This window comes from Solibacillus kalamii (assembly GCF_002174535.1).
Lineage (GTDB): Bacteria > Bacillota > Bacilli > Bacillales_A > Planococcaceae > Solibacillus > Solibacillus silvestris.
Genome location: NZ_NHNT01000001.1, coordinates 681,330 through 703,290 on the forward strand (window position 1 = coordinate 681,330; position 21,961 = coordinate 703,290).

23 protein-coding genes, 1 riboswitch and 1 other annotated feature are annotated in these 21,961 nt (G+C 41.2%); of the genes, 13 read left to right on the top strand and 10 right to left on the bottom strand.

Annotated features, from left to right (window positions below; genetic code table 11):
* Positions 1 to 152 precede the first annotated feature (152 nt).
* Positions 153 to 473 (top strand): spore coat protein GerQ, encoded by a 321-nt coding sequence (gerQ, locus tag CBM15_RS03175; RefSeq protein ID WP_008404558.1) that lies wholly within the window; start codon positions 153 to 155, stop codon positions 471 to 473.
* A gap of 188 nt (positions 474 to 661) precedes the next feature.
* Here gerQ and CBM15_RS03180 read toward each other — a convergent pair whose 3' ends face one another.
* From CBM15_RS03180 to CBM15_RS03205, 6 genes are all read right to left on the bottom strand, one after another.
* Positions 662 to 2,347, bottom strand: a complete 1,686-nt coding sequence (locus CBM15_RS03180) for a methyl-accepting chemotaxis protein (protein WP_087615700.1) — start codon at positions 2,345 to 2,347, stop codon at positions 662 to 664.
* A 2-nt stretch (positions 2,348 to 2,349) separates the two neighbouring features.
* Positions 2,350 to 3,540 (bottom strand): M20 family metallopeptidase, encoded by a 1,191-nt coding sequence (locus CBM15_RS03185; protein ID WP_087615701.1) that lies wholly within the window; start codon positions 3,538 to 3,540, stop codon positions 2,350 to 2,352.
* A 134-nt stretch (positions 3,541 to 3,674) separates the two neighbouring features.
* On the bottom strand, positions 3,675 to 4,055 hold the full coding sequence (locus CBM15_RS03190) for a DUF423 domain-containing protein (RefSeq protein ID WP_008404562.1): 381 nt from the start codon (positions 4,053 to 4,055) through the stop codon (positions 3,675 to 3,677).
* Between the two features lie 294 nt (positions 4,056 to 4,349).
* Entirely contained in the window at positions 4,350 to 4,628 is a 279-nt protein-coding gene (locus CBM15_RS03195) for a YwdI family protein (protein WP_008404563.1), read from the bottom strand.
* A complete protein-coding gene (locus tag CBM15_RS03200; protein WP_008404564.1) occupies positions 4,625 to 4,807 on the bottom strand; it encodes a hypothetical protein in 183 nt (60 codons plus the stop codon). Before CBM15_RS03200 ends, CBM15_RS03195 begins: the two co-directional genes overlap by 4 nt.
* 52 nt (positions 4,808 to 4,859) lie before the next feature.
* On the bottom strand, positions 4,860 to 5,555 hold the full coding sequence (locus CBM15_RS03205; protein WP_087615702.1) for a uracil-DNA glycosylase: 696 nt from the start codon (positions 5,553 to 5,555) through the stop codon (positions 4,860 to 4,862).
* A gap of 162 nt (positions 5,556 to 5,717) precedes the next feature.
* Here CBM15_RS03205 and thiD point away from each other — a divergent pair, with 162 nt between their 5' ends.
* The 4 genes from thiD to CBM15_RS03225 all read left to right on the top strand — a co-directional run bounded on the left by thiD (position 5,718) and on the right by CBM15_RS03225 (position 9,467).
* On the top strand, positions 5,718 to 6,566 hold the full coding sequence (gene thiD / locus CBM15_RS03210) for a bifunctional hydroxymethylpyrimidine kinase/phosphomethylpyrimidine kinase (RefSeq protein WP_087615703.1): 849 nt from the start codon (positions 5,718 to 5,720) through the stop codon (positions 6,564 to 6,566).
* Between the two features lie 225 nt (positions 6,567 to 6,791).
* Positions 6,792 to 7,142 carry a YojF family protein gene (locus CBM15_RS03215; protein ID WP_008404569.1) on the top strand — a complete coding sequence of 117 codons (351 nt, stop codon included), beginning with the start codon at positions 6,792 to 6,794 and terminating at the stop codon, positions 7,140 to 7,142.
* Between the two features lie 13 nt (positions 7,143 to 7,155).
* The gene (gene bshB2 / locus CBM15_RS03220; protein ID WP_087615704.1) at positions 7,156 to 7,833 is read left to right on the top strand and encodes a bacillithiol biosynthesis deacetylase BshB2; all 678 of its coding nucleotides are present in this window, start codon (positions 7,156 to 7,158) and stop codon (positions 7,831 to 7,833) included.
* Positions 7,834 to 8,114: 281 nt separating this feature from the next.
* Positions 8,115 to 9,467 (top strand): YjiH family protein, encoded by a 1,353-nt coding sequence (locus CBM15_RS03225; protein WP_087615705.1) that lies wholly within the window; start codon positions 8,115 to 8,117, stop codon positions 9,465 to 9,467.
* Between the two features lie 67 nt (positions 9,468 to 9,534).
* Here CBM15_RS03225 and CBM15_RS03230 read toward each other — a convergent pair whose 3' ends face one another.
* Complete coding sequence (locus CBM15_RS03230; protein WP_087615706.1) at positions 9,535 to 10,284, bottom strand: SDR family NAD(P)-dependent oxidoreductase; 750 nt, start codon at positions 10,282 to 10,284, stop codon at positions 9,535 to 9,537.
* Positions 10,285 to 10,631: 347 nt separating this feature from the next.
* On the opposite strand from CBM15_RS03230, the gene ilvA reads away from it, so the two are divergent.
* The gene (ilvA, locus tag CBM15_RS03235) at positions 10,632 to 11,900 is read left to right on the top strand and encodes a threonine ammonia-lyase IlvA (protein WP_193433743.1); all 1,269 of its coding nucleotides are present in this window, start codon (positions 10,632 to 10,634) and stop codon (positions 11,898 to 11,900) included.
* Between the two features lie 293 nt (positions 11,901 to 12,193).
* Here ilvA and CBM15_RS03240 read toward each other — a convergent pair whose 3' ends face one another.
* From CBM15_RS03240 to CBM15_RS03250, 3 genes are all read right to left on the bottom strand, one after another.
* Positions 12,194 to 12,988, bottom strand: coding sequence for an ABC transporter ATP-binding protein (locus CBM15_RS03240; RefSeq protein WP_087615707.1), 795 nt, complete (start codon positions 12,986 to 12,988; stop codon positions 12,194 to 12,196).
* Complete coding sequence (locus CBM15_RS03245; protein ID WP_008404577.1) at positions 12,981 to 14,021, bottom strand: ABC transporter permease; 1,041 nt, start codon at positions 14,019 to 14,021, stop codon at positions 12,981 to 12,983. The genes CBM15_RS03240 and CBM15_RS03245 overlap by 8 nt, the downstream gene beginning before the upstream one ends.
* Before the next feature lie 95 nt (positions 14,022 to 14,116).
* Positions 14,117 to 15,133, bottom strand: coding sequence for an ABC transporter substrate-binding protein (locus CBM15_RS03250; protein ID WP_014824764.1), 1,017 nt, complete (start codon positions 15,131 to 15,133; stop codon positions 14,117 to 14,119).
* A 289-nt stretch (positions 15,134 to 15,422) separates the two neighbouring features.
* Positions 15,423 to 15,467, top strand: a riboswitch (PreQ1 riboswitch).
* A 6-nt stretch (positions 15,468 to 15,473) separates the two neighbouring features.
* Here CBM15_RS03250 and CBM15_RS03255 point away from each other — a divergent pair.
* The 7 genes from CBM15_RS03255 (at position 15,474) to trpA (ending at position 21,861) form a co-directional block, all read left to right on the top strand.
* Positions 15,474 to 15,959, top strand: coding sequence for a QueT transporter family protein (locus CBM15_RS03255; protein ID WP_008404583.1), 486 nt, complete (start codon positions 15,474 to 15,476; stop codon positions 15,957 to 15,959).
* 178 nt (positions 15,960 to 16,137) lie between these two features.
* Positions 16,138 to 16,352 (top strand) — a binding site (T-box leader).
* A 117-nt stretch (positions 16,353 to 16,469) separates the two neighbouring features.
* Positions 16,470 to 17,453, top strand: coding sequence for a metal ABC transporter ATP-binding protein (locus CBM15_RS03260; RefSeq protein WP_087615708.1), 984 nt, complete (start codon positions 16,470 to 16,472; stop codon positions 17,451 to 17,453).
* Positions 17,454 to 17,458: 5 nt separating this feature from the next.
* A complete protein-coding gene (gene trpD, locus CBM15_RS03265; RefSeq protein ID WP_087615709.1) occupies positions 17,459 to 18,496 on the top strand; it encodes an anthranilate phosphoribosyltransferase in 1,038 nt (345 codons plus the stop codon).
* Positions 18,493 to 19,287 carry an indole-3-glycerol phosphate synthase TrpC gene (gene trpC / locus CBM15_RS03270; protein ID WP_087615710.1) on the top strand — a complete coding sequence of 265 codons (795 nt, stop codon included), beginning with the start codon at positions 18,493 to 18,495 and terminating at the stop codon, positions 19,285 to 19,287. The genes trpD and trpC overlap by 4 nt, the downstream gene beginning before the upstream one ends.
* Positions 19,284 to 19,901 (top strand): phosphoribosylanthranilate isomerase, encoded by a 618-nt coding sequence (locus tag CBM15_RS03275; protein WP_087615711.1) that lies wholly within the window; start codon positions 19,284 to 19,286, stop codon positions 19,899 to 19,901. The genes trpC and CBM15_RS03275 overlap by 4 nt, the downstream gene beginning before the upstream one ends.
* The gene (gene trpB, locus CBM15_RS03280) at positions 19,898 to 21,085 is read left to right on the top strand and encodes a tryptophan synthase subunit beta (protein ID WP_087615712.1); all 1,188 of its coding nucleotides are present in this window, start codon (positions 19,898 to 19,900) and stop codon (positions 21,083 to 21,085) included. The genes CBM15_RS03275 and trpB overlap by 4 nt, the downstream gene beginning before the upstream one ends.
* A complete protein-coding gene (trpA, locus tag CBM15_RS03285; RefSeq protein WP_087615713.1) occupies positions 21,082 to 21,861 on the top strand; it encodes a tryptophan synthase subunit alpha in 780 nt (259 codons plus the stop codon). The genes trpB and trpA overlap by 4 nt, the downstream gene beginning before the upstream one ends.
* The last annotated feature ends 100 nt before the right edge of the window (positions 21,862 to 21,961 follow it).

The window sequence follows — 21,961 nt, forward strand, 5'->3', positions numbered from 1 at the left end:
GTGCGGCAGAAGGTGAAGCAAGTGTCCTGCTTATTGTGAACACAGAGAAACAGCAGCCATTTCTTCGTTTACTGTTTCTTGCGCCGATGACTGCAGTATATTAAATTTCTTTATGAAAGGATGCAAAATTGACTTATTATTGGACGTCTCCAATGCAACAAATGAATCCTGCGACGGTTCCGATGTCTTCGGGTATACCAGGTATGCAAGGAGTAGGCTTTCCACGTGAGGAATCCTATATCGAGAATATTTTACGATTAAACAGAGGTAAACCAGGTACGTTTTATTTTTCATTTGATAATGCGGTAGCTGGCAGTAATACACGGGCGGTCCGTGGGGTTGTGGAAGCAGCCGGCCGTGACCATGTAATTTTACGTGATTTAAAAAATAACCACCGATTCCTGTTCCCGATGATTTACTTTGACTATGCGGAATTCGATGAAGAATTAAGTTATTTCACACAACAACCTTAAAAAAGTAAGGCGCATTTTTTAAGCGCCTTTTTTTTGTTGCAGAAAAGCAGCAGACATAACTCAAAAACGTCATTTTTCTCAGGAGAAAAATGACGTTTTTTGCTGTAAATAAAAATATTAGCTTCTTACTACGAGTACTTAACTCTTTTTCAAGCAGGTTTCCACTCATTTCACCCTTATGGAATGGATTATACTTTAAACTGCAAAATTTCCTGTTGGAGTGTTTGTGCATTATCGCTTAATGTCACGGCAACTGCATTTACTTGCTGCATTGTAGCGGTCTGTTCCTCTACTGCTGCCGCGATCATCTCTAAGTTGCCGCTTGATTCAGTTGAACTTTGAGCTATTTCATTAACCGATGCCGTCACCTGCTCTGCACTTGCAGAAAGCTCTTCAGAAGTAGATGAAATTTCCTGGATTTGCATCGACATTTGTGTCACTGCATCTACAATCGTTGTAAATGAATCGCCGGCATTTGAAATAATCTTTACACCATCTTCCACAGAAACTAACGACTCCGATACGGCACGTTCTACGTTTTCCGTATCTGCTTTAATTTCAAGTGTTAAGTTGACAATTGAATTGGCAGATGACTTCGATTGCTCAGCCAGCTTCCGTACTTCATCTGCCACGACAGCAAACCCTTTTCCATGTTCTCCTGCGCGCGCTGCTTCAATCGCTGCATTTAATGCCAATAAATTCGTTTGATCCGTAATCGATGTGATTAATTGGGAAATATTATTAATTTCTTCTGTTTGTTGTGCCAGTTTTTGTACTAAAGCATTTACAGAGTTTGTTGATGAACTAATAATGCTCATTTGTTGTTGCGCATCATAGATAATTTGACCACCATTTTTTGCTGTTTGTGTCGCATCAACCGAATTTCCAAGCAATTTCTGAGTTGATTCTGCAATTCGTTGTACCCCTGCAGCTGTTTCTTCCATTGCACGGGCACTTTCATTTGATGCATGTGCAGAAATTTGCGCTCTTTCAGTCGTATCATTTACCCGCATCGTGACATCTTCCGTCGTTGCCGTTATTTCTTCGGTACTTGCTGAAAGCTCCTGTGCCGCCGCATTTACTTGCTCTGAGTTGACTTGAATATTTTTTATCAGGTTCGACAAATTATTTTTCATCGAATTGAATGCGTTGCCCAGCTGCCCTATTTCATCCTTTGTTTTCACATGAATATCTTGCTGCGATAAATCACCTGCGGCAATAAGATTCGCTTCATTCACAATTCCATTTAAAGGGGAAATAATTGTTTTACGAATATAAATCATAACAAGTATGCCGATAAGAACACTGATTGCTAAAGCAATACCGGCAACTAAAACGGAGAAGCCAATCGCATCGTCGGCTTTCGTTTTAATTGCATCAAGCTCCTTTTCCTGATGCTCAACCATTTGAGCTGTTGCATCGAACATTCCGTCATTTGCTGCGCGCAGTTTTGTATTAATAAAACCGTTTGCGAGTATTTGATCGCCCCGTTCGAAAGCATCCATCATATCAAGGTAACCGTAATTAAAGTCATCTCGGTACTTAATGATTTGTTCCATCAGTTCTTTCATCGTATCGCTTGAGACTAATTTTCCTAAATATTCAATCTCCTGATCCAGTAACTCGTTATACTGCTTAAAGCTTTCGGCAGATTCCTCTTTTCCATCAAAAACAAGTGCGCGTACATACATTCCTTGCATCGCGACATTAAACCGGATTTTGTCTACGGAACGAATTTGTTCAACCCGGTAGTCGAGTGCTTCATTCATATTTCCCTGTATATTTTTCAGACTAATATAGTTCAGTATTACTGTAATCATAATTAACACTATCATTATAATTAGTGCAGCATTTAATCTTTTCCCTACGCTCATGTTTATTCCTCTTCTCGTTGTTCAGTTAAAAGAAACTCCAATGTTGCCTGTCCTAAAACTTTTGCTGCGATGAGCATTGCACGTTCATCGAAATCAAATCGGGCATGGTGATGCGGATATACCGTTTCCCAGTCCGGGTCTTTGGCTCCTGTAAAGAAGAAAGTTCCTGGAACATGCTGCATATAGTAGCCGTAATCTTCCCCTATCATAAACGGAGAACAAACTGTTACCTTTTCAACACCTGGTGTTTCGTTCGCTATTTGTGCAACAAGTTGTGTCTGTTCTACATGATTTATTACAGGCGGATAACCATCCAAATAGTCAAATCGATAGTCAGCATGCATTCCTAAGCAAGTCGCTTTCAATAATAATTCAATTTCCTCTTTCATTTGTCTTCGTACTTGTTCGTCAAAGGCACGTACAGTCCCTTGCATTTTCACTGTATCCGCTATGACATTAAACGGATTGATCGCCTCAAATTGCCCGAGTGTCACTACAGCCGATTCAAGTGGGGCGATACGGCGAGAAACAATCGTCTGCAATTGTGTAACAAAATGTGCACCAACAACGATTGCATCAACTGAATGCTGTGGTTCTGCACCGTGTCCACCCTTTCCTTGGATTGCAATTTCAAACCGATCTGCTGCCGCCATAATAGCCCCTTCGCGTACAAGGACTTCGCCTAAAGGGGTCGGTGCCCATAAATGTGTTCCGAATATTACGTCTACTCCGTCTAAACAGCCATCTTCAATCATTGCCTTTGCCCCGCCTGGAGCAAGCTCTTCTGCATGCTGGTGGATAAATACAATAGTGCCGGACAGTTGATCCCGCATTTCTGTTAATGCTTTTGCCAGAACGAGTAATGTTGCCGTATGCCCATCATGACCGCAAGCATGCATCACTCCTTCATTTTTCGATTTATAAAGGAAATCATTTAATTCCTGAATTGCCAATGCATCAAAATCAGCACGTAAAGCCACTGTCTTTCCTGGTTTTGCCCCTTTTAATGTGGCTACAACCCCACGCCCTCCTACAAATTCTCGAACTTCCAAGCCTAGCTCCCGATGGTAATTTGCAATGTATGCAGGTGTATGTATTTCCTGATGGGATAGTTCCGGGTGCTCATGTAAATAGCGTCGAATACTTACCATCTCTTCAAAATTATCTTCTAACTTTAATAATAATTGGTCCATTTTCCTTACCCCTTTACTCTCTTACTTTATAACTATACAATAAATTCAAATAATTTAGATAAAAGATTTGATTTTCCAATTAAAATAATAAAAAAAGCATATACTTCCAATTAATGAAGTATATGCTACCGATTTTATTGTGTCTTTTTTACTACTGTTATTATAACCATAATCCAGCCCACTAAAAAGAATACCCCGCCAATAGGAGTAATGGCACCTAGTATGCCGATTCCTGTTAGTGCTAACACCATTAAGCTTCCAGCGAAGAATACAATGCCTGCATTAAAGCAGAACATCGCAATTTTTAACTGCTTCACTTCACCGAAAATAGCTTTTGACATTAAAATACCGACCAAAATAAGTGCTGCTGCATGGAACATTTGATATTGGATTGCTGTATCCCAAATTCCTGCACTGTAATCATCCAGCAAATCTTCCAGTGCATGTGCTGCAAATGCGCCTAATGCAACTGCTAAAAATCCGTGAATTGCACCAGATATAATTGAACCTTTCATTTCTTTTACCTCTTTCTTTTTCTAATACCGAATTCCCCTAACAAGGGGTTGATTTCCATTCCGGGTCGGACGCTTTCCGCGGGCACGGCGTGGGGACAACACGAAGTTGGTCACAAAAGCGTTGCCACAGGACGTGGCGTTCTTAGCTTTTGTTCCTAAGTCTCCGGCTCGGTGCTCCTGTCGCTTCGCTTTCGTCGCAAAATAAATTTTGCTGTTCCCGCTGGAGTCGCCTCCCCTCCATTCTAGTCAACTTGCTTTATAAAAGGTCTTTACGATTCTTAATTTTAATATCAGTTAAAAATCAAACAATGAGTCGCCGTTTGCATCGTCTTCTTCAAGCTTTTGTGCTGGAATTGCGACTGGTTGCGTGTATACGGGGGTCGAGATTGTTGTACTCATACTCATGCTATTTATGGAAGCAGGTTTTGGCGAACTGACTTTTTCGTCTAAAACGACATCACATAGTGCACGAATTGCCGTAAGCTTTTCACGGGCTTGTTGTTCTGTTGCCGCATGTGCTGCTTCTGCTGTCAATTTTTCAATTTGCTTAACAATCGTTTCATACGTAATCATCGCGTTTGCCCACCTTCTCTATTTTTCGGTACGAATTTTAAGCAGTCCATTCCCGAAGACTGTTTTACAACGAGAGATGGCAGCTGCTTCGTTTTAAAGCCATATGCTGTACAACCGCGCGGATTAGACTGATCCCACGTCACACGAAAATACTGGCATTTAAAGCAATCTACTTTCATTTGCCTGTCCCTCTCTTTCTATCAATACTTTACCATGCTTTTAGCCAAAAGTTTAGCTGTTTCCCCATTTCTTCGTTAAGCACCAGTCGATTGGCTGTTGTCCCAATGATAAAAGCGCTTCATTTGCTTTTGAATACGGTCTGCTTCCGAAAAAGCCTCGGTGTGCGCTTAGTGGACTCGGATGTGGTGATTGCAGAATAATATGGTTACTTGAAATTCGTTCAATTAAAATTCGTTTACTTTGCGCCGGTTTTCCCCATAATAAAAATACAATAGGCTGCTCACGTTTCGCGAGAAGTTCAATAACAGCATTCGTAAATTGTTCCCAACCTTGCCCTTTATGAGAATTGGCTTTGCCTGCTTGTACAGTTAAAACGGTGTTCAATAATAATACACCCTGCTTTGCCCACGATGTTAAGTCCCCATGCTCAGGTATTTCGCAGCCAATGTCCTGTTGCAGTTCCTTCATCATATTTTTAAGACTCGGTGGTAATTTTTGCCCTTTTTCAACCGAAAAGCTTAATCCATGTGCCTGATTCGGACCATGATACGGATCTTGGCCTAAAATGACTACCTTTACATTATCGTAATCCGTTAACTGGAGGGCATTGAAAATATTCTCCTTCTTTGGATACACTGTTTGTTCCATGTATTGTCTTTCTAAAAATGTTTCAAGAAATTTATAATACGGCTGCTCTTCTTCTCGAGACAATAAATCTTTCCAACTATTCGTTAACTGTTCCATCATAATTTCCACCTCATTTTAAACGCTATTGAATTTGCTGCAGAAGTTCAAGTAATTTTTCTGACATTATAGTTTTTTCGTTTTCTGACTATTTTTATATAGTCAGACAGGAGTTATACTTAACCTAATTATAATTCGAATATTCACCTTAAGGAGATATGCTATATGACACTTAAAAAAACTTTAACAATTGCTGGTTCTGATACTTCTGCAGGCGCAGGAATGCAGGCCGATTTAAAAGCCTTCCAGGAACATGGCACATACGGAATGGTCGCATTGACTGTAGTCGTAACAATGGACCCGAAAACTTGGAGCCACACAGTGACACCGCTACCGACAGAATTATTGCAAAAGCAAATCGATACAGCCCTTTCAACAGGTGTCGATGCCATTAAAACAGGCATGCTTTCAACTGAAGAAATTATTCAAATGGCCTCAAAAGCGATCCAGGCTTCCGGTACAGATAAAATTGTTATCGATCCTGTTATGGTCTGCAAAGGCGAAGATGAAGTATTGAACCCTGGCAATACAACAGCAATGATTAAATATTTATTACCCCACGCAACAGTTGTCACACCTAATCTTTTCGAAGCAGGACAACTTGCAGGGACAACAACGCCGAAAACAATCGAGCAAATGCAAGCTACCGCTGTGAAAATCCATGAGCTTGGCGCGAAAAATGTTGTAATTAAAGGTGGAAAAGCCTTAGTACATGATAAAGCCGTTGATTTGTTCTATAATGGAGTAGAATTTAAATTATTAGAAACAGAAAAAGTTTCTTCTACTTATAATCATGGGGCAGGCTGTACTTTTGCAGCAAGTATTTGTGCAAACTTAGCAAATGGTCTTACTGTTGAAGAATCGGTTATTGAAGCGAAAGAATTCGTTTCAGCGGCGATTAAACACGGTTGGGCTTTAAATGAACATGTTGGACCAGTAATGCATGGGGCAAAACCACGTTTCGGTGCACCTGAAGTTACGGTTACAACAATTCCAAACTATGTTAAAGCATAATGCATAAAACTTCTACAAGTAGAAGTTTTGCCTCCGGCGGATGTCACAAATTCGGTAAGGAGGTCTTTGCGTCAGCGCAAAGCCGAATCCGGACGCAATTATGTTGAGGCGTAATTGATATGGCGTCACACAAGAACTCGTTTCTTGTGTGACTTTTTCGTTTCACAGTCGAATATATTTGACTATACTATTAATAGAAAGATTCGAAAGGAGTTAATAAGAGTGATGAAGGAAGTAAATACTAACGAGCTCCAGGAGTTAATTAATTCTTTTGCGAACAAAGACGTTTTTATTCATCTAGAAACTACAAACGGCTCTTATGCAACACATTACAATGAAGGCTTTTTCAATGCAGGCGCATTTATCCGCAATGTACAAATACGCTATGAATTAGGAAAAGTTGTAGGAGACGCACCGCACCGTGTCGGACTTAAAATGCCGCATGGCTGGGTGTACGCGCAAGGAATTACACATTTTGAACTGGACGATCAGGGCCGATTACTAATGGCCGGTTTAGATAATACTGGAAAGCTGGCGGTTGCATTAGAAATCAGCGAAACGCCATTTGCTTATTAAGGAGGTTGCTTATATGACATTACAAGAAGAACGTCACGTTTTAGTCGTTTATCCGCACCCGGATGATGAAGCCTTTTCAGTTGCAGGTACATTACGCTTATTCCACAACATGGGAGTTCCTGTTACATATGCTTGTTTAACATTAGGCGAAATGGGACGAAACTTAGGAAATCCTCCATTTGCAACGCGCGAATCATTGCCGGAAATCCGCCGCAAAGAACTGATGGAAGCATGTGAGGCAATGGGTATCGGTGATTTGCGTATGATGGGTTTACGTGATAAAACAGTTGAATTTGAAGATGACGAAAAAATGATCAAGCTCGTAAATGATTTAATTGTCGAGCTGAATCCATCATTAATCTTCACATTTTTACCTGGCTTCGCTGTCCATCCCGATCATGAAGCAACTGGACGCGCTGTCGTCGAAGCGGTACGTCGCATCGATAAACAGTACCGCCCTCGTATTTTAGCTTGTGCGTTTGCGAATGACACAGTTGAGAAAAATGGTGAGCCGGATGTGACAATCGAAATCCAATCCGTCAAAGCAGATAAGTTAAAAGCATTGAAAGCACATGCTTCTCAAACTGCCTGGATGATGCAGGACGCAGAAAAACGAGTAGATTCCGGCGATGTCTCATTAGATAACTGGTTAAATTACGAAAAGTTTTATACTGTTACATTTAATGATTAATGTATATTTATAATTAAAAGGACGTTTGCATATTTTTTTGATTTGCAGGCGTCTTTTTTCTATTATTCATTTTTTGTATTTTTATTCGGTTCCATTTTAGCTTATTTCTTCAAAATTATGATGTTTAGTACGTCTAAACCTTTCGTTCGCCTAATTATATTCATTTTTTAATCAATATAGTTTTCAGAAATATTAATCTTTATGTAAAACAGTAGACAAATGAATATTCACGTTTTATAGTGTATAAATATTCAAACTAACAATCAAAGAGGTTATCATATATGAAAACAAAATTTTCTTCTTATACTTGGTTTCTGTTTATTGCACTTTCTGCACTTGGTGTATTCCTATTTATTACACCTATTGGTACAGATGACGGCATAAAAGTACCGATTGCGATCCTTGCGAACTTTTTGGCAGGTAAAGTAGAGCCGTTCATTCATTGGTTCGCACTCATCGTGTTTATTGTTGCGGCGGTAGGCTCTGTCGTAATGCAATTTATTCCGCAAAAAGGTGAACGTACGCTAGTTGATTCACTATTCCGTGTGAATTGGTTCTGGACAATTATGCGTGTGCTCGCAGTAATTTTTGCAAGTATGTTTATTTTCCAAGTTGGTCCTGAAAGCTTAACGAGTGAAGTAACGACAGGTGTGTTAATCGACCCGGCAACTGGTCTTGTAACATTCATGTTCGTATTGTTCTTATTCGCAGGGTTATTGCTGCCGTTATTAACAGACTTCGGTTTACTGGAATTCTTCGGTTCAATGATGGTGAAAATTATGCGTCCCCTATTCAAGATTCCAGGACGTTCTGCCATTGACTGTCTAGCTTCTTGGGTTGGTGATGGCACAATCGGCGTATTGCTTACAAGCAAGCAGTATGAAGAAAAAAATTATACAGGCCGTGAAGCTGCAACAATCGCAACAACTTTCTCGGTCGTATCGATCACATTCTGTTTAGTCGTAGTTGAAACAATTGGCATTGGCGACTACTTTATCGAGTTTTATGCTTCTGTCATTATTTGCGGATTAATTTTAGCATTCATTATGCCACGTATTTACCCGTTAAAACAAAAGGCGGATACTTTAATTGATGGTTCACAAGTTCCTGCAAACCGTGAAGATGTACAAGATGGATATAATGTATTCTCTTATGGGTTGCATAATGCTTTATCGAAAGCTGATTCTAACCGTAATTTAGGTAAAATGATCAAAAATGGTTTTATTAATGTATTGGAAATGTGGTTTGCGGTAACTCCTATTATTATGTCGTTCGCCACAATCGCATTAGTGTTAGCCGAGTTTACAAGCTTCTTCCGTATTCTAGGGATGCCATTCGAGCCGATTTTGGCGCTTCTGCAAATTCCTGAAGCCGGTGAAGCTGCACAAACGATGATTGTTGGTTTTGCGGACATGCTGTTACCTTCTATTTTAGGTGCTGGTATTGAATCAGAAATGACACGTTTCTTCATCGCAACAGTATCGGTTACACAGTTAATCTACATGTCGGAAGTCGGCGGACTGATTTTAGGTACAAAACTTCCATTAAAGCTTTGGGATCTATTCATGATTTTCTTAATCCGTACAATTATTTCGATTCCAATTATTGCAGCAATTGCACATCTTTTATTTTAATTAAAAAAGAAAGGGCTGCCGGAAAGTCAGATTTTCTACTGACGTTCCGGGCAGCCCTTTTTACTATTTACTTCGTGCTTGTGAAGCCGCCATCGATTCGAATGACTTCCCCATTAATATACTCTGCTTTTGAAGTTAGCAGAAAGGTTACAAGCTCAGCTACTTCCTCAGGTGTACCTAAGCGTTTTTGAGGGATTCCACCAGTAGCATTTTCCTTCATTTGCGGATTTGCTTCATAAAAGGCTTTTACCATTGGTGTTTCAGTCGGCCCTGGTGCGATGGCATTAACGCGTAGCCCTTCTTTTGCGTATTCCGCTACCATACTTCTTGTTAAGCCGACAATTCCGTGTTTCGTTGCTGAATATGTAACAACGGAATCCTGTCCAATTACACCAGCACTTGATGCTGTGTTCACAATAGAACCGCCACCTTTTTGAAGCATTACTTCTGCTACATAGCGTACACCATAAAGTGCCCCAAGCAAGTTGATGCCGACAATTTGTTCAATTTCCTCAATCGTAGTATCTAAATAGAATTTACCGCTACCGGAAATCCCTGCATTGTTAAAGAAGTAATCAATCGAACCAAAATGCTTCAGTGTTTGATCCACATAGTTTTTTACTTCTTCTGCTTTTGAAACATCCGCTTTAATGAAAATAGCGTCTACGCCATGTGTTTTTACTTGTTCAACTGTTTCGTTTCCGCCTTTTTCACTGACATCCACTACTGCAATATTAATACCTTCCTGAGCCATACGGATTGCTGTTGCCTGCCCTAACCCGCTGCCTCCACCTGTAATGATCGCTGTTTTAGTCATCGCTATTCCTCCTGAAAGATGATTTTGGACGTTTCCAATATGCTTTTTTCTATTTGCAAAACTGTCCTGCCACAATACTTTATTTTTCCCTGTTACTTTTCAAATAAACATGGGGGGGTGATTTAAACATAAGCTTTTCCTGTTCCGTTCTACGATATGCCCTTCCGAGGAATTTAGTTGGCGTTTCAATTTGAAGGGGTTTTCGTCTGAATCCCTTCCTAATTCTCTATTAAACCGCTTTCATTATGGCGTATTGGTGAATTTTCATAATTTACAGAATTTTTACGCCATTACGTCATAAATTTATGATAGAATAATATAATCTTTAATCAGATGACGGAGGTTACATGGAAATGGGAGTTACTCAACCAAATACGATTGCAGTCGAAAACGTATTAATCGCACATCATTTTTTAAAAGATGTTGTTGTACATACACCCCTGCAATTAAACGAATATTTATCAGAAAAATATGGGGCAAAAATTTACTTCAAGCGTGAAGATTTGCAGCATGTTCGCTCATTTAAATTACGTGGTGCCTACTATAAAATTAAAAAAATTGAAACTGAGGCTCGTGCTTCAGGTGTAGTCTGTGCAAGCGCAGGCAATCATGCACAAGGCGTTGCCTACGCATGTGCAAAGCTGGAAATCAAAGCGACAATCTTCATGCCGAAAACAACACCGAAACAAAAGATCGATCAAGTGCGGATGTTTGGAAGAAGCTTTGTGGAAATTGTGCTGGCTGGCGATACATTTGACGACTCTGCAGAAAGTGCGCTTGCCTATTGTGAACAGGAAAACCGCATTTTCATCCATCCGTTCGATGATGCAGATGTAATGGCTGGCCAAGGAACAGTGGCGGTCGAAATTATGAATGATATCGAAGAACCGATCGATTATGTATTTGGCAGTATCGGCGGTGGCGGCTTAATGTCAGGCGTCTCTTCGTACATTAAAAACTTATCCCCTTCGAGTAAAGTTATTGGTGTAGAGCCTGCAGGGGCGGCAAGTATGAAATCTGCTTTCCAAAACGGAGCAGTGGTTTCATTGGATACGATCGATAAATTCGTTGATGGCGCTGCTGTAAAATGTGTTGGGCATGATACATATGAAGTATGCCGTCATTATTTGGATGATATTATCACGGTTCCGGAAGGCAAAGTATGCACGACTATTTTAGATTTATATAATAAACATGCTATTATTGCCGAGCCTGCTGGAGCATTGTCGGTTGCAGCACTTGACTTTTACGCAGAGCAAATTCGCGGAAAATCGGTTGTCATCATTATCTCTGGAGGAAATAACGATATTGGGCGTATGCAGGAAATTAAAGAACGCTCACTCATCTATGAAGGGCTGCTGCACTATTTCATCGTAAGTTTCCCGCAGCGTTCAGGAGCATTACGCCAATTTTTAACGGAAGTTCTTGGTCCGAATGATGATATTACAACATTTGAGTATACGAAGAAGAACAACAAAGAAAGCGGTCCGGCATTGGTCGGCATAGAGCTTGCACATCGCGAAGACCACGCAGGATTAATTGAACGTATGCGTGCAAACGGCTTCGAGTATAAAGAAGTAAATAACGACAGTACGCTGTTTGCGTTGCTTGTGTAGATAATATTGTTAAAAAATTTAAAGACTCAATTTTCTCCAAGAGAAAATTGAGTCTTTTGCTTCTAAAAATTGATTTCCGTTACGGGGACGCTTTCCGGGGGCGTGAGGCCAACACGATGCTGGTCACAAAAGCGTTGCCACAGGACGTGGCGTTCTTAGCTTTTGTTCCTAGTCTCAGGCGTCACGTTTATCCGCCAGGAGTCGCCCCTTCGCTCCAATCAATTAATTAAGTTTTAATTCAAACTGATGCTTACTCATTAAAAAAAGCTCGATATCTGTACGGAACTTCTCAATTACCCTAGCAGCGCGCGGTCTGAGTTCATTTTTTCGCCGCGGATTTGTTCGAATTCGTGCATTAAATCCGGAATCGTCAAGTCCTGTTTGCGGTCTTCGCCGACTTCCAGAATGACCTGACCTTTATCCATCATGATGAGGCGATTCCCCAAATCGAGCGCCTGCTGCATATTATGCGTGACCATCAGTGTTGTCAGCTGGCTTTCCTCGACAAGCTCTTTTGTCAGCTTTGTAATAAGCTCTGCACGGGACGGATCAAGAGCTGCTGTATGTTCATCAAGCAGTAAAATTGAAGGCTTCGTAAATGTCGCCATTAATAAACTTAATGCCTGGCGTTCCCCACCCGATAATAGCCCGACTTTAGCCGATAAACGGTTTTCCAAATTCAAATGCAGCTTTTCCAATGACGTTTTGAAAAACTCTCGACGCTTTTTATCAACGCCAAAACGCAATGAACGCTTCGTGTTGCGCGAGTAGGCGATCGCCAAGTTTTCTTCAATTGTCATCGTTGGTGCTGTCCCTGCCATTGGATCTTGGAAAACACGGCCGATATGGACAGCACGCTTATACTCCGGCAAACGGGTTAAATTATTGCCGTTAATTTCGACAGAGCCAAAGTCGGGTGTTAACGCTCCGGAAATCATATTCATCATTGTCGATTTACCGGCACCGTTACTTCCGATAATTGTAACGAAGTCACCAGGTGCCAAATGCAAGTTAATATTGTCCAGCGCAATTTTCTCATCGGGTGTTCCTTCGTTAAACACTTTATTAATGCCATCTAATTTAAGCAAGGCTCTTCCCCCCCTGCTCAATATCTACTTCTGCCTGCTGTAATGCGAGACGTTCTTCCAAACGTTTTGCTTTTCTCTTTTTCTCTTTATATTTCCCTACGATTTGCGGGATTACTAGCGCTAGAATAACGATAACCGCCGTAATTAATTTCATATCACCTGAGTCAAGCCATTTCACACGTAAAGCCAATGCGTAAATCATTCGGTAAATTATTGCCCCGGCAATAACTGCAAATGTGACACGAACAATCGACTTTGTTCCGAAAATCGCTTCACCGATAATTACAGACGCCAATCCGACAACGATCATACCAATTCCCAGTCCGACATCGGCAAACTTTGTATATTGGGCAATCAAGGCACCCGATAATGCCACCATACCATTTGAAATTCCCAGCCCTAAAATGACCAGTGAATCGGTATTTGCCGAAAAGCTGCGAATCATTCGTTTATTGTCACCTGTTGCACGGATTGCCAGACCGATTTCCGTTTTTAAGAACCAGTCTACTACTAGTTTAATAACCGCCGTGACAACAACCATTAAAATTAAAATTCCCCAAGTTGTTGGAACAGAAGCTAAGCCCATTGATTTCAATAGGTTTGTAATCGCGGAATCAATACCTAAATTCGACCAGAAAGCTCCGAACGTCGAAAAAACTGTTTCCGAATTTAATAATGGAATATTTGGTCGTGTTACACCGGTATCTGAGCTTAACCCCATAATTCGAAGATTGATCGAATAGAGGGCAATCATCATTAAAATCCCTGCAAGCAGTGGATTAATTTTCCCTTTAGTGTGTAAAATTCCTGTCATGCATCCAGCAATAAATCCAGCAACTGTTGCAACCAATGTGGCAAGCAACGGATTATAGCCAAGTACGATCATCATCGCTGCCGTACCTGCACCCGTTACAAAGCTTCCATCAACCGTTAAATCCGGAAAATCCAGCACGCGGAATGTTAAATAAACCCCAAGCGCCATAATTGCATAGATGATCCCTTGCTCCACTGACCCAAACATAGCTGTAAACATCTCGAATCATCTCCTGACTTTTTTAAAAGTTTTAAGCAAATCAGCCCAAACATTTATACCTGTTTAGGCTGACTTGCTTTTTTTGATAAAGTGAATTATTGTACTTCGGCTTCCCATTCAGGCTTAATTTCCAAGCCTAGGTTTTCTGCTGTTGCTTTATTGATTACTAATTTTAAGTTTGCCGGGTAAGCAGCTGGAACTTCTGAAGGTGATTTGCCTTCTAATAAAATTTGTGCCGCCATTTGCCCTGCTTCATAGCCGATATCGTAGTATTCGAAACCGTATGCTGCTAAACCGCCTCGCTCTACTGAATCAAGCTCACCAACAACTAGCGGTAATTTGTTTGCATCTGCTACTTCGATTACAGATTCAAGTGCCGATACAACAGTATTATCTGTAATAATATAAAATGCATCTACTTTTCCTACTAATGATTCTGCTGCCTGGCGTACTTCAGATGAAGCAGATACCGCTGCTTCCACAATCGTTACGCCTTCTTTTGCTGCAATTTCTTTTACTGCCGCAATTTGTGCAACTGAGTTTTGCTCACCAGCGTTAAATACCATCCCTACATTTTTTGCCCCTAATTCTTTTAGGAAAGCAACTGTTTTCGGCATTGTTTCCGGATGTAAATCAATCGTACCTGTTACGTTAGCACCAGGTGTTGCCATTGACTCGATCAATTCTGCACCTACTGCATCCGTTACCGATGTGAAGATAACCGGAATATCGGAAGTTGCGCTTTTTGCCGCCTGTGCTGAAGGTGTTGAGTTCGCGAAAATCAGATCTACATTATCCCCGACTAACTGCTGGGCGATTGTCATGTTCGCACTGTTATCGTTGTTTGCTGATTTATCTACGTATTCTGCTTTAATACCTGCATCTTCAATTGCTTTTTTAAACCCTTCTTTTGCTGCATCTAATGATGGATGCTCAACAATTTGTGTTGTCCCGATTTTAAATGTTTTTTCACTATCTGCATTAGCTGTATCTACAGCCTCGCCATTTGTTGTCTCATTCGAAGATGTCTCGCTCTCTTCCGCGCCACAAGCAGCTAATAATAAAAGAAGCCCGAATAATAAAAAGGACAGCTTCATTAAGTTTTTTCTCATCTTATTTCCCCCTAGTTTACTTTATCGGTTTAAAGCGCCGAACTTCATTTGGATGAAGTGTGTTGGAATAATATTACCGCGTCATATTTAGATAGTCAATAACATTTAGAATATTCTGAATTTATTCTAGGTAATGCGCCTTATTTTAAAATTTACTTGCTACACTTCAAACCGCTATGCGGCGGGGTTTGTTGAACTTTTTACTCTTTGTAAATTTTTTGAACAATTATTGAAAAAAAAGACCTATAAATCTTTACTTTTATTTTCAATATTGCTATGATTGCAGTTGCTTTGCGTGGTTCGTAACCATCCCACGTTAAAAAACTAGGAGGAATTTCATATGAAAGTAAAGTTTATTGCAGCGAGTGCCATTATTGCAGCATTGTATATTGCTGTCACAATGCTTGTTGCACCAATTAGCTTTGGGCAAGTACAGTTCCGTATTGCCGAAATTTTTAACCATTTAGTCGCTTTTAACCCGCGCTATATGTTAGGTGTTGTTTTAGGTGTATTTATTTCCAATTTCCTGCTGTCTTCAATCGGTCCAATTGACTTAATATTCGGTGTGGGACATACGATTATTACACTGGGAATTTTCATATTCATTTGTAAGTTTGTGAAAAATATTTGGGCTCGTCTGATCATTAATACAACGCTATTTACGTTTACAATGTTTATCATTGCAGCACAGCTGAATATTGTACTCGGCTTCCCGTTCTGGGAAACTTGGCTGTTTGTAGCATTTGGCGAATTTGTTGTATTGGCGGTTGGAGCACCGATTATGTACACTTTAAATAAACGATTGAATTTCAAAAAATTAATTTAATATCGATTGTTTCACCAGCTGTCTTTTAAACGCCAGCTGGTTTTTTTATTTAGCGAAAACATTTTAGAATTGTTTGACATTTCGTTTTTCAGTGTTAGAATAAAGCATATTAAATTATTATTTACGGTAGCAGGTTGCGGGAGCGCGACCACCGTTTTCGTTTAGTTGAGCTTAGTTGAGTAAATTGTTGAATAAGAAAAGTAGCATTTATTGTTTTGTCCAGAGAGCGTATGGATGGTGAAAATACGTCAAAAGGTAAATGTGAATGGGCCTTATGAAAGCTGCTGGCGCTAGTCGGTGGACGGTACCCTGCCGTTATCAGGTTTAAGTGGAGGCATGGCTTTTTTGGCATGCTTCAAACGAGGTGGCAACGCGGTGCAGATCGTCCTCAGCAAAAGTTAATTCTTTTGCTGAGGGCGATTTTTTTTTATTCAGCAAACTATAATTACAAGATTGCTAAATAATCCGAATCGTAAAGGCGTAGTTTATTTCAAAAAAGGAGTGTTTCAAATGGTAGTTCAGCAACATTTTCGTACATCAATGAAAAAAGTAAATGGGGATTTACTGACACCGATTTCTATTTTCCAGCGATTGCAAGGTGAACGGAAGTTTTTATTGGAAAGTTCCTCTAAATATGATGGTAATGGACGCTATTCGTTCATCGGGGTCAATCCCCGCAAAACATATATCGGGACAGATGATAAGCTCTTAGATCATACGCATCATTCAAAAAAAGCCTACACATATGAAGGCGAACTGATCCAACTCTTAAAACAAGCGATGCCGCGTATCTCGTCACATACGGAATATCCGTTTACAGGTGGCGGGATTGGCTATATTCATGCATTGCAAAAGCCATTGCCTGAACTGCAGTTTCACGTTTACGATACACTCGTTATTTTTGATCATTTAACAGATGAAATCGCTGTTTTCCATACAAATATTGAAGCAGAGCAAGTAGAGCCAAACATTAATCAATTGATTGAACAGCTGTTTACAACACCAACACCTGAACAGTCAGCCTACACATTGCAACATGTCGAAAAAGATGAAAATGAACGTTATCGCGCACAATTTACAGGTGACGCCCTTTCTCTTTATCGAAAAATGCGCATTGAGCACGCTGCACCATATATGTACTATGTCGAATTTGATGATTGCACAGTAATCGGTACGTCACAATCAAACTACATGCAAGTAAAAGACGGAAATATTTCCGTTACGAATGATGCACCGTCAATTGAACGCTATAGTACGGAAAATTCAGTGCAACAACTTGCCAATGTTACAACAGGTACGTTAAGCCCTACCCTTCATGCAATCGATGTCGTGAAAGGGCTATTACCAGCACAAGGCTTGATCGGCTATATCGGCTTTAATGGGCAAGTCGATTTCACAACACCTGAACAGACGATAATAATTCAAGGAAATGTCGCTCAGCTTCATTCGAAAGCAGATGAAGAAGTGCCATTCCACTCTTTACTGAAAGGATGATGAACATGTCTTTACTTCCATACATTGAACAGATTGAGCGAAAAGAGCACTTAGTTTTTGAGGAAATGCAGCAGGCGGCACAGCTTATTTTTAATGAGCAAACACCGAAAGAACAGATCGCCTCTTTTTTAACAGCCATGAGTGCAAAAGGTGAAACAGCACACGAAGTTGCAGGTTTAGCTTCTGTAATGAAATCACATGCCGTGGCCGTCGACGTACCAGAAGGCATTTATATCGATAATTGTGGCACAGGTGGCGACGGACTTCAAAGCTTCAATATTAGTACGACTTCCGCTTTTGTATTGGCAGGTGGAGGCATTTCGGTAGCGAAGCACGGCAATAGAAAAGTATCAAGTGCTTCAGGAAGTTCGGATGTGTTAGAGGCACTTGGCATTACGCTATTGCCGAATATCGAGCAAACATCCGAATTACTCAAACAACATGGTATCGCCTTTTTACATGCACCGAATATGCATCCAAAATTAAAACGGATCGGTGAAGTGCGACAGGCAATCGGAAAGCCAACGATTTTCAATTTAGTCGGCCCCCTGACAAACCCTGTTCCATTAAAAACACAGTTTGTCGGCATTAACCGACCGAACTTCACGATGGATTATGCGGAAGTGCTCCATATGCTTGGACGTGAGCGTGCAATCGTCGTATCTGGTGCACAAGGAATGGATGAAGCTTCACTGGATGGTGAAAATACTTTTGTGCTGTTAGACCGCGGGGATATGATTCCATTTAAACTGCGCGCTGAAGATGTGGGCTTAGCCGCACAGCCACTTTCTGCCATACGCGGCGGCACTCCTGCAGAAAATGCGGACATTATGCGTGATTTATTAAAAGGAAAACAAAGCGTGTATTTCGATACGGTTCTCTTAAATGCCGGCATTGGCTTCTTTGCATATGGGCTTGCCGCGACGATGAAGGAAGGAATCGATATGGCGAAGGACAGCATTTTGTCCGGACGCGCTTATGAAAAGTTAGAAAATATCGTTGCTTACAGCGAAAAACAGTTGCAGGAGGAACCCGTAAAATGACGATTTTAGACCGTATTATTGACCAAAAAAAGACTGAGCTGCCACAATTGCTTTCGACAAAGCCTGTGTTTTTATCAATTGATAAGGCCCGACCTTCTTTATATGAAACATTGATGTCAGCCAATTCATTGCAAGTAATTTCGGAAATGAAGCGTGCCTCCCCTTCCAAAGGTGATATTGCGACAGAAGTCGACCCTGTTGAGCAAGCTTTACAATATGAAGAAGCAGGTGCTGCCTGTATTTCCGTATTGACAGAGCGCGCATTTTTTAAAGGAAGCTATGGGGATTTAAATGCAGTTGCGAATGCTGTGAACATCCCGGTTTTATGTAAAGACTTCATCATTCATGAAGTGCAGATCGACTATGCAAAAGCTGCCGGCGCATCGGTTGTACTGTTGATTGTCGCAGCATTAACAGACGTTCAGCTGAAATCCCTACACGCCTATGCAACAGAAAAACAGCTTGAAGTGCTCGTTGAAGTACATGATGCCGAGGAATTAAAGCGTGCCCTTGCCATTGGGGCAAACATCATCGGGGTAAATAACCGGAATCTGAAAACATTCGATGTTTCACTTTCAGCAACACTTGAAATTGCGCAGCTTCTTCCCCCATCACCGATTGCCTTTATTAGTGAAAGCGGCATTTCAGGTCCGGAAGATGCACAGTTTGTGGCGAATGCTGGCGCAAAAGGAATATTAGTCGGAGAGGCATTAATGCGCAGCGGAAACGTCAAAAAATCACTTAAAGCCCTACAAATCGACATAACAGCAAAGGTTGGCGAAAATCGATGACAAAAGTAAAAATTTGCGGATTAAAAGAAATCGAACATGTGGAAACAGCGGTCAAAGCAGGTGCTGATTTTATCGGATTTATGTTTGCGCCCAGTAAACGACGCATTACAGTAGAGGAAGCAGTGGAACTGGCAAAGGCAATTCCGAGTACGGTCAAGAAAGTCGGGGTTTTTGTCAATGAAGAGTCAGCCACTATTCGTCAAATTGCAAAAGAAGTCGGACTCGATTATATCCAGTATCACGGGGACGAGACACCCGAACAAATTCAGGGGATCGGACTGCCGGCAATTAAAGCGTTCTCGATTCGTGGTGAAGAGGATGTGATGCGTGCGGCGACATATGATGTGGACTACTATTTGTTTGATGCGCCTGGAAGTGACTTCCGTGGAGGGAGCGGAAAATCCTTTGACTGGATGCTCCTCGATAAAATGAAAATCCCGCTTGAAAAGGTTATTTTGGCAGGTGGATTAAATAATGAAAATGTTGGACTGGCGATTATGCTTGTCGAGCCATTTGCGGTAGATGTTTCAAGTGGTGTAGAAGTAGATGGTCGAAAAAGTTCAGCAGCGATTACGAATTTTATTGAAACAGCAAAAGGAGAGTTGATTTTATGACGACAGTAAAAGGACGCTTCGGGCGATTCGGTGGTCAATTTGTGCCCGAGACATTGATGACTTCACTTGAGGAATTGGAGCTTGCATATGAGGAAGCAAAAAAGGACCCCTCTTTCCAGGAAGAACTTGACTATTATTTAAAGCAATATGTCGGACGGGAAACTCCCCTTTATTTTGCGGAGCGTTTAACAAAAAAAGTCGGCGGTGCAAAAATCTATTTAAAGCGCGAAGATTTAAATCATACTGGCGCACATAAAATAAATAATGCGATTGGCCAAGCACTTTTAGCAAAGCGTATGGGGAAGAAAAAAATTGTCGCTGAAACAGGGGCAGGTCAGCATGGTGTCGCAACGGCAACTGCTTGTGCATTGCTTGATATGGAATGTATCGTTTATATGGGGGCAGAAGATGTACGCCGCCAGCAACTGAACGTTTTCCGTATGGAGCTGCTCGGGACAAAAGTTGTTGCAGTAGAAAAAGGCTCCGCAACATTAAAAGATGCGGTTAATGAAGCATTGCGTCACTGGGTTACTCATATAGAAGATACGCATTACATTTTAGGATCAGCACTTGGGCCACACCCCTTCCCTACAATTGTCCGTGATTTCCAGCGTGTTATTGGGGATGAAACACGTGCCCAAATTTTACAGCAGGAAGGAAGTCTTCCGGATACAGTTATTGCTTGTATTGGCGGCGGCAGTAATGCGATCGGAATGTTCTATCCGTTCGTGGAAGATCAGGATGTTGCATTATATGGCGTGGAAGCTGCAGGTTCCGGTGTTAATACCGACAAGCATGCGGCAGCAATTCATGTTGGAAAAACAGGCGTCCTTCACGGTGCGTTCATGTACTTATTGCAGGATGATAACGGTTTTGTTCAAGAAGCCCATTCAATTTCAGCGGGACTTGATTATCCGGGAGTTGGACCTGAGCACTGTCATTTACATGAAACAGGTCGTGCTGCCTACCCATCCGTTACAGATGAACAGGCACTTGAAGGTGTGAAGCTTTTATGTGAAACGGAAGGAATCTTACCGGCATTGGAAAGCGCGCATGCCGTATACTATGCAAGTCAATTTGCCAAAAACCGTCCTGCTGATGAAATTGTTGTTGTTTGCTTATCAGGACGTGGAGACAAAGATGTTCATACATTAATGGATAAACTTGGAGGTGGCTTGAAATGACATTGCAAAAACAGCTTGAAGACGTATTAGCAACAGGTGATAAAGCATTTGTTCCCTATATTATGGCAGGCGATGGCGGGCTTGAAACTTTAAAACCTACTATCTTAAAGCTGCAGCAAATCGGGGTTTCCGCAATTGAGGTCGGTATTCCATTTACAGATCCTGTAGCAGATGGACCAACGATTGAACAAGCCGGTGAACGTGCACTTGCACACGGTGTGTCATTGAAAAAAGTACTGGCTGAACTGCAAAGCTTTGCACAGGAAATTCATATTCCGCTCGTTGTCATGACGTACTTAAACCCGATTTTAGCTTATGGAATTGAAGCATTTGCAGAGGATGCAAAACGCGGTGGTGTTCAAGGACTGATTGTACCGGATATGCCTTATGAAGAAAGTGCTTTATTGCATGATGCTTTAAAGGTAAACGGCATTGCGCTTGTCCAGCTCGTATCATTGATGAGCCCACCTGAACGTATTAAGAAATTAGCCGCAGCAAGTGAAGGCTTCGTTTATGCCGTTACGGTAAATGGTATTACCGGTGAACGTGCAAGCTTCGCCGCGGAACTTGCCGGGCACTTTGCAAACTTGAAAGCAGCGAGCAATATTCCGGTGTTAGCAGGATTCGGTATTTCTACGACGGAACATGTAAAAAGCTTCGGCGACATTGCGGATGGCGTAATTGTCGGCAGTAAAATTGTTACGGCACTCGCTGAGCAAGACTGGGCAACAATCGAAGCACTTGTACAGGCGACGAAGAAATCGGCCGTGATTTAATCACTACTTGTTAAGAGGATGCAACGACTTGGTGAATAGGAGATTTTCTCCTATTCAATTCAGCTCTTTTGCATCCTGCTTTCTTCTATATATTACATTT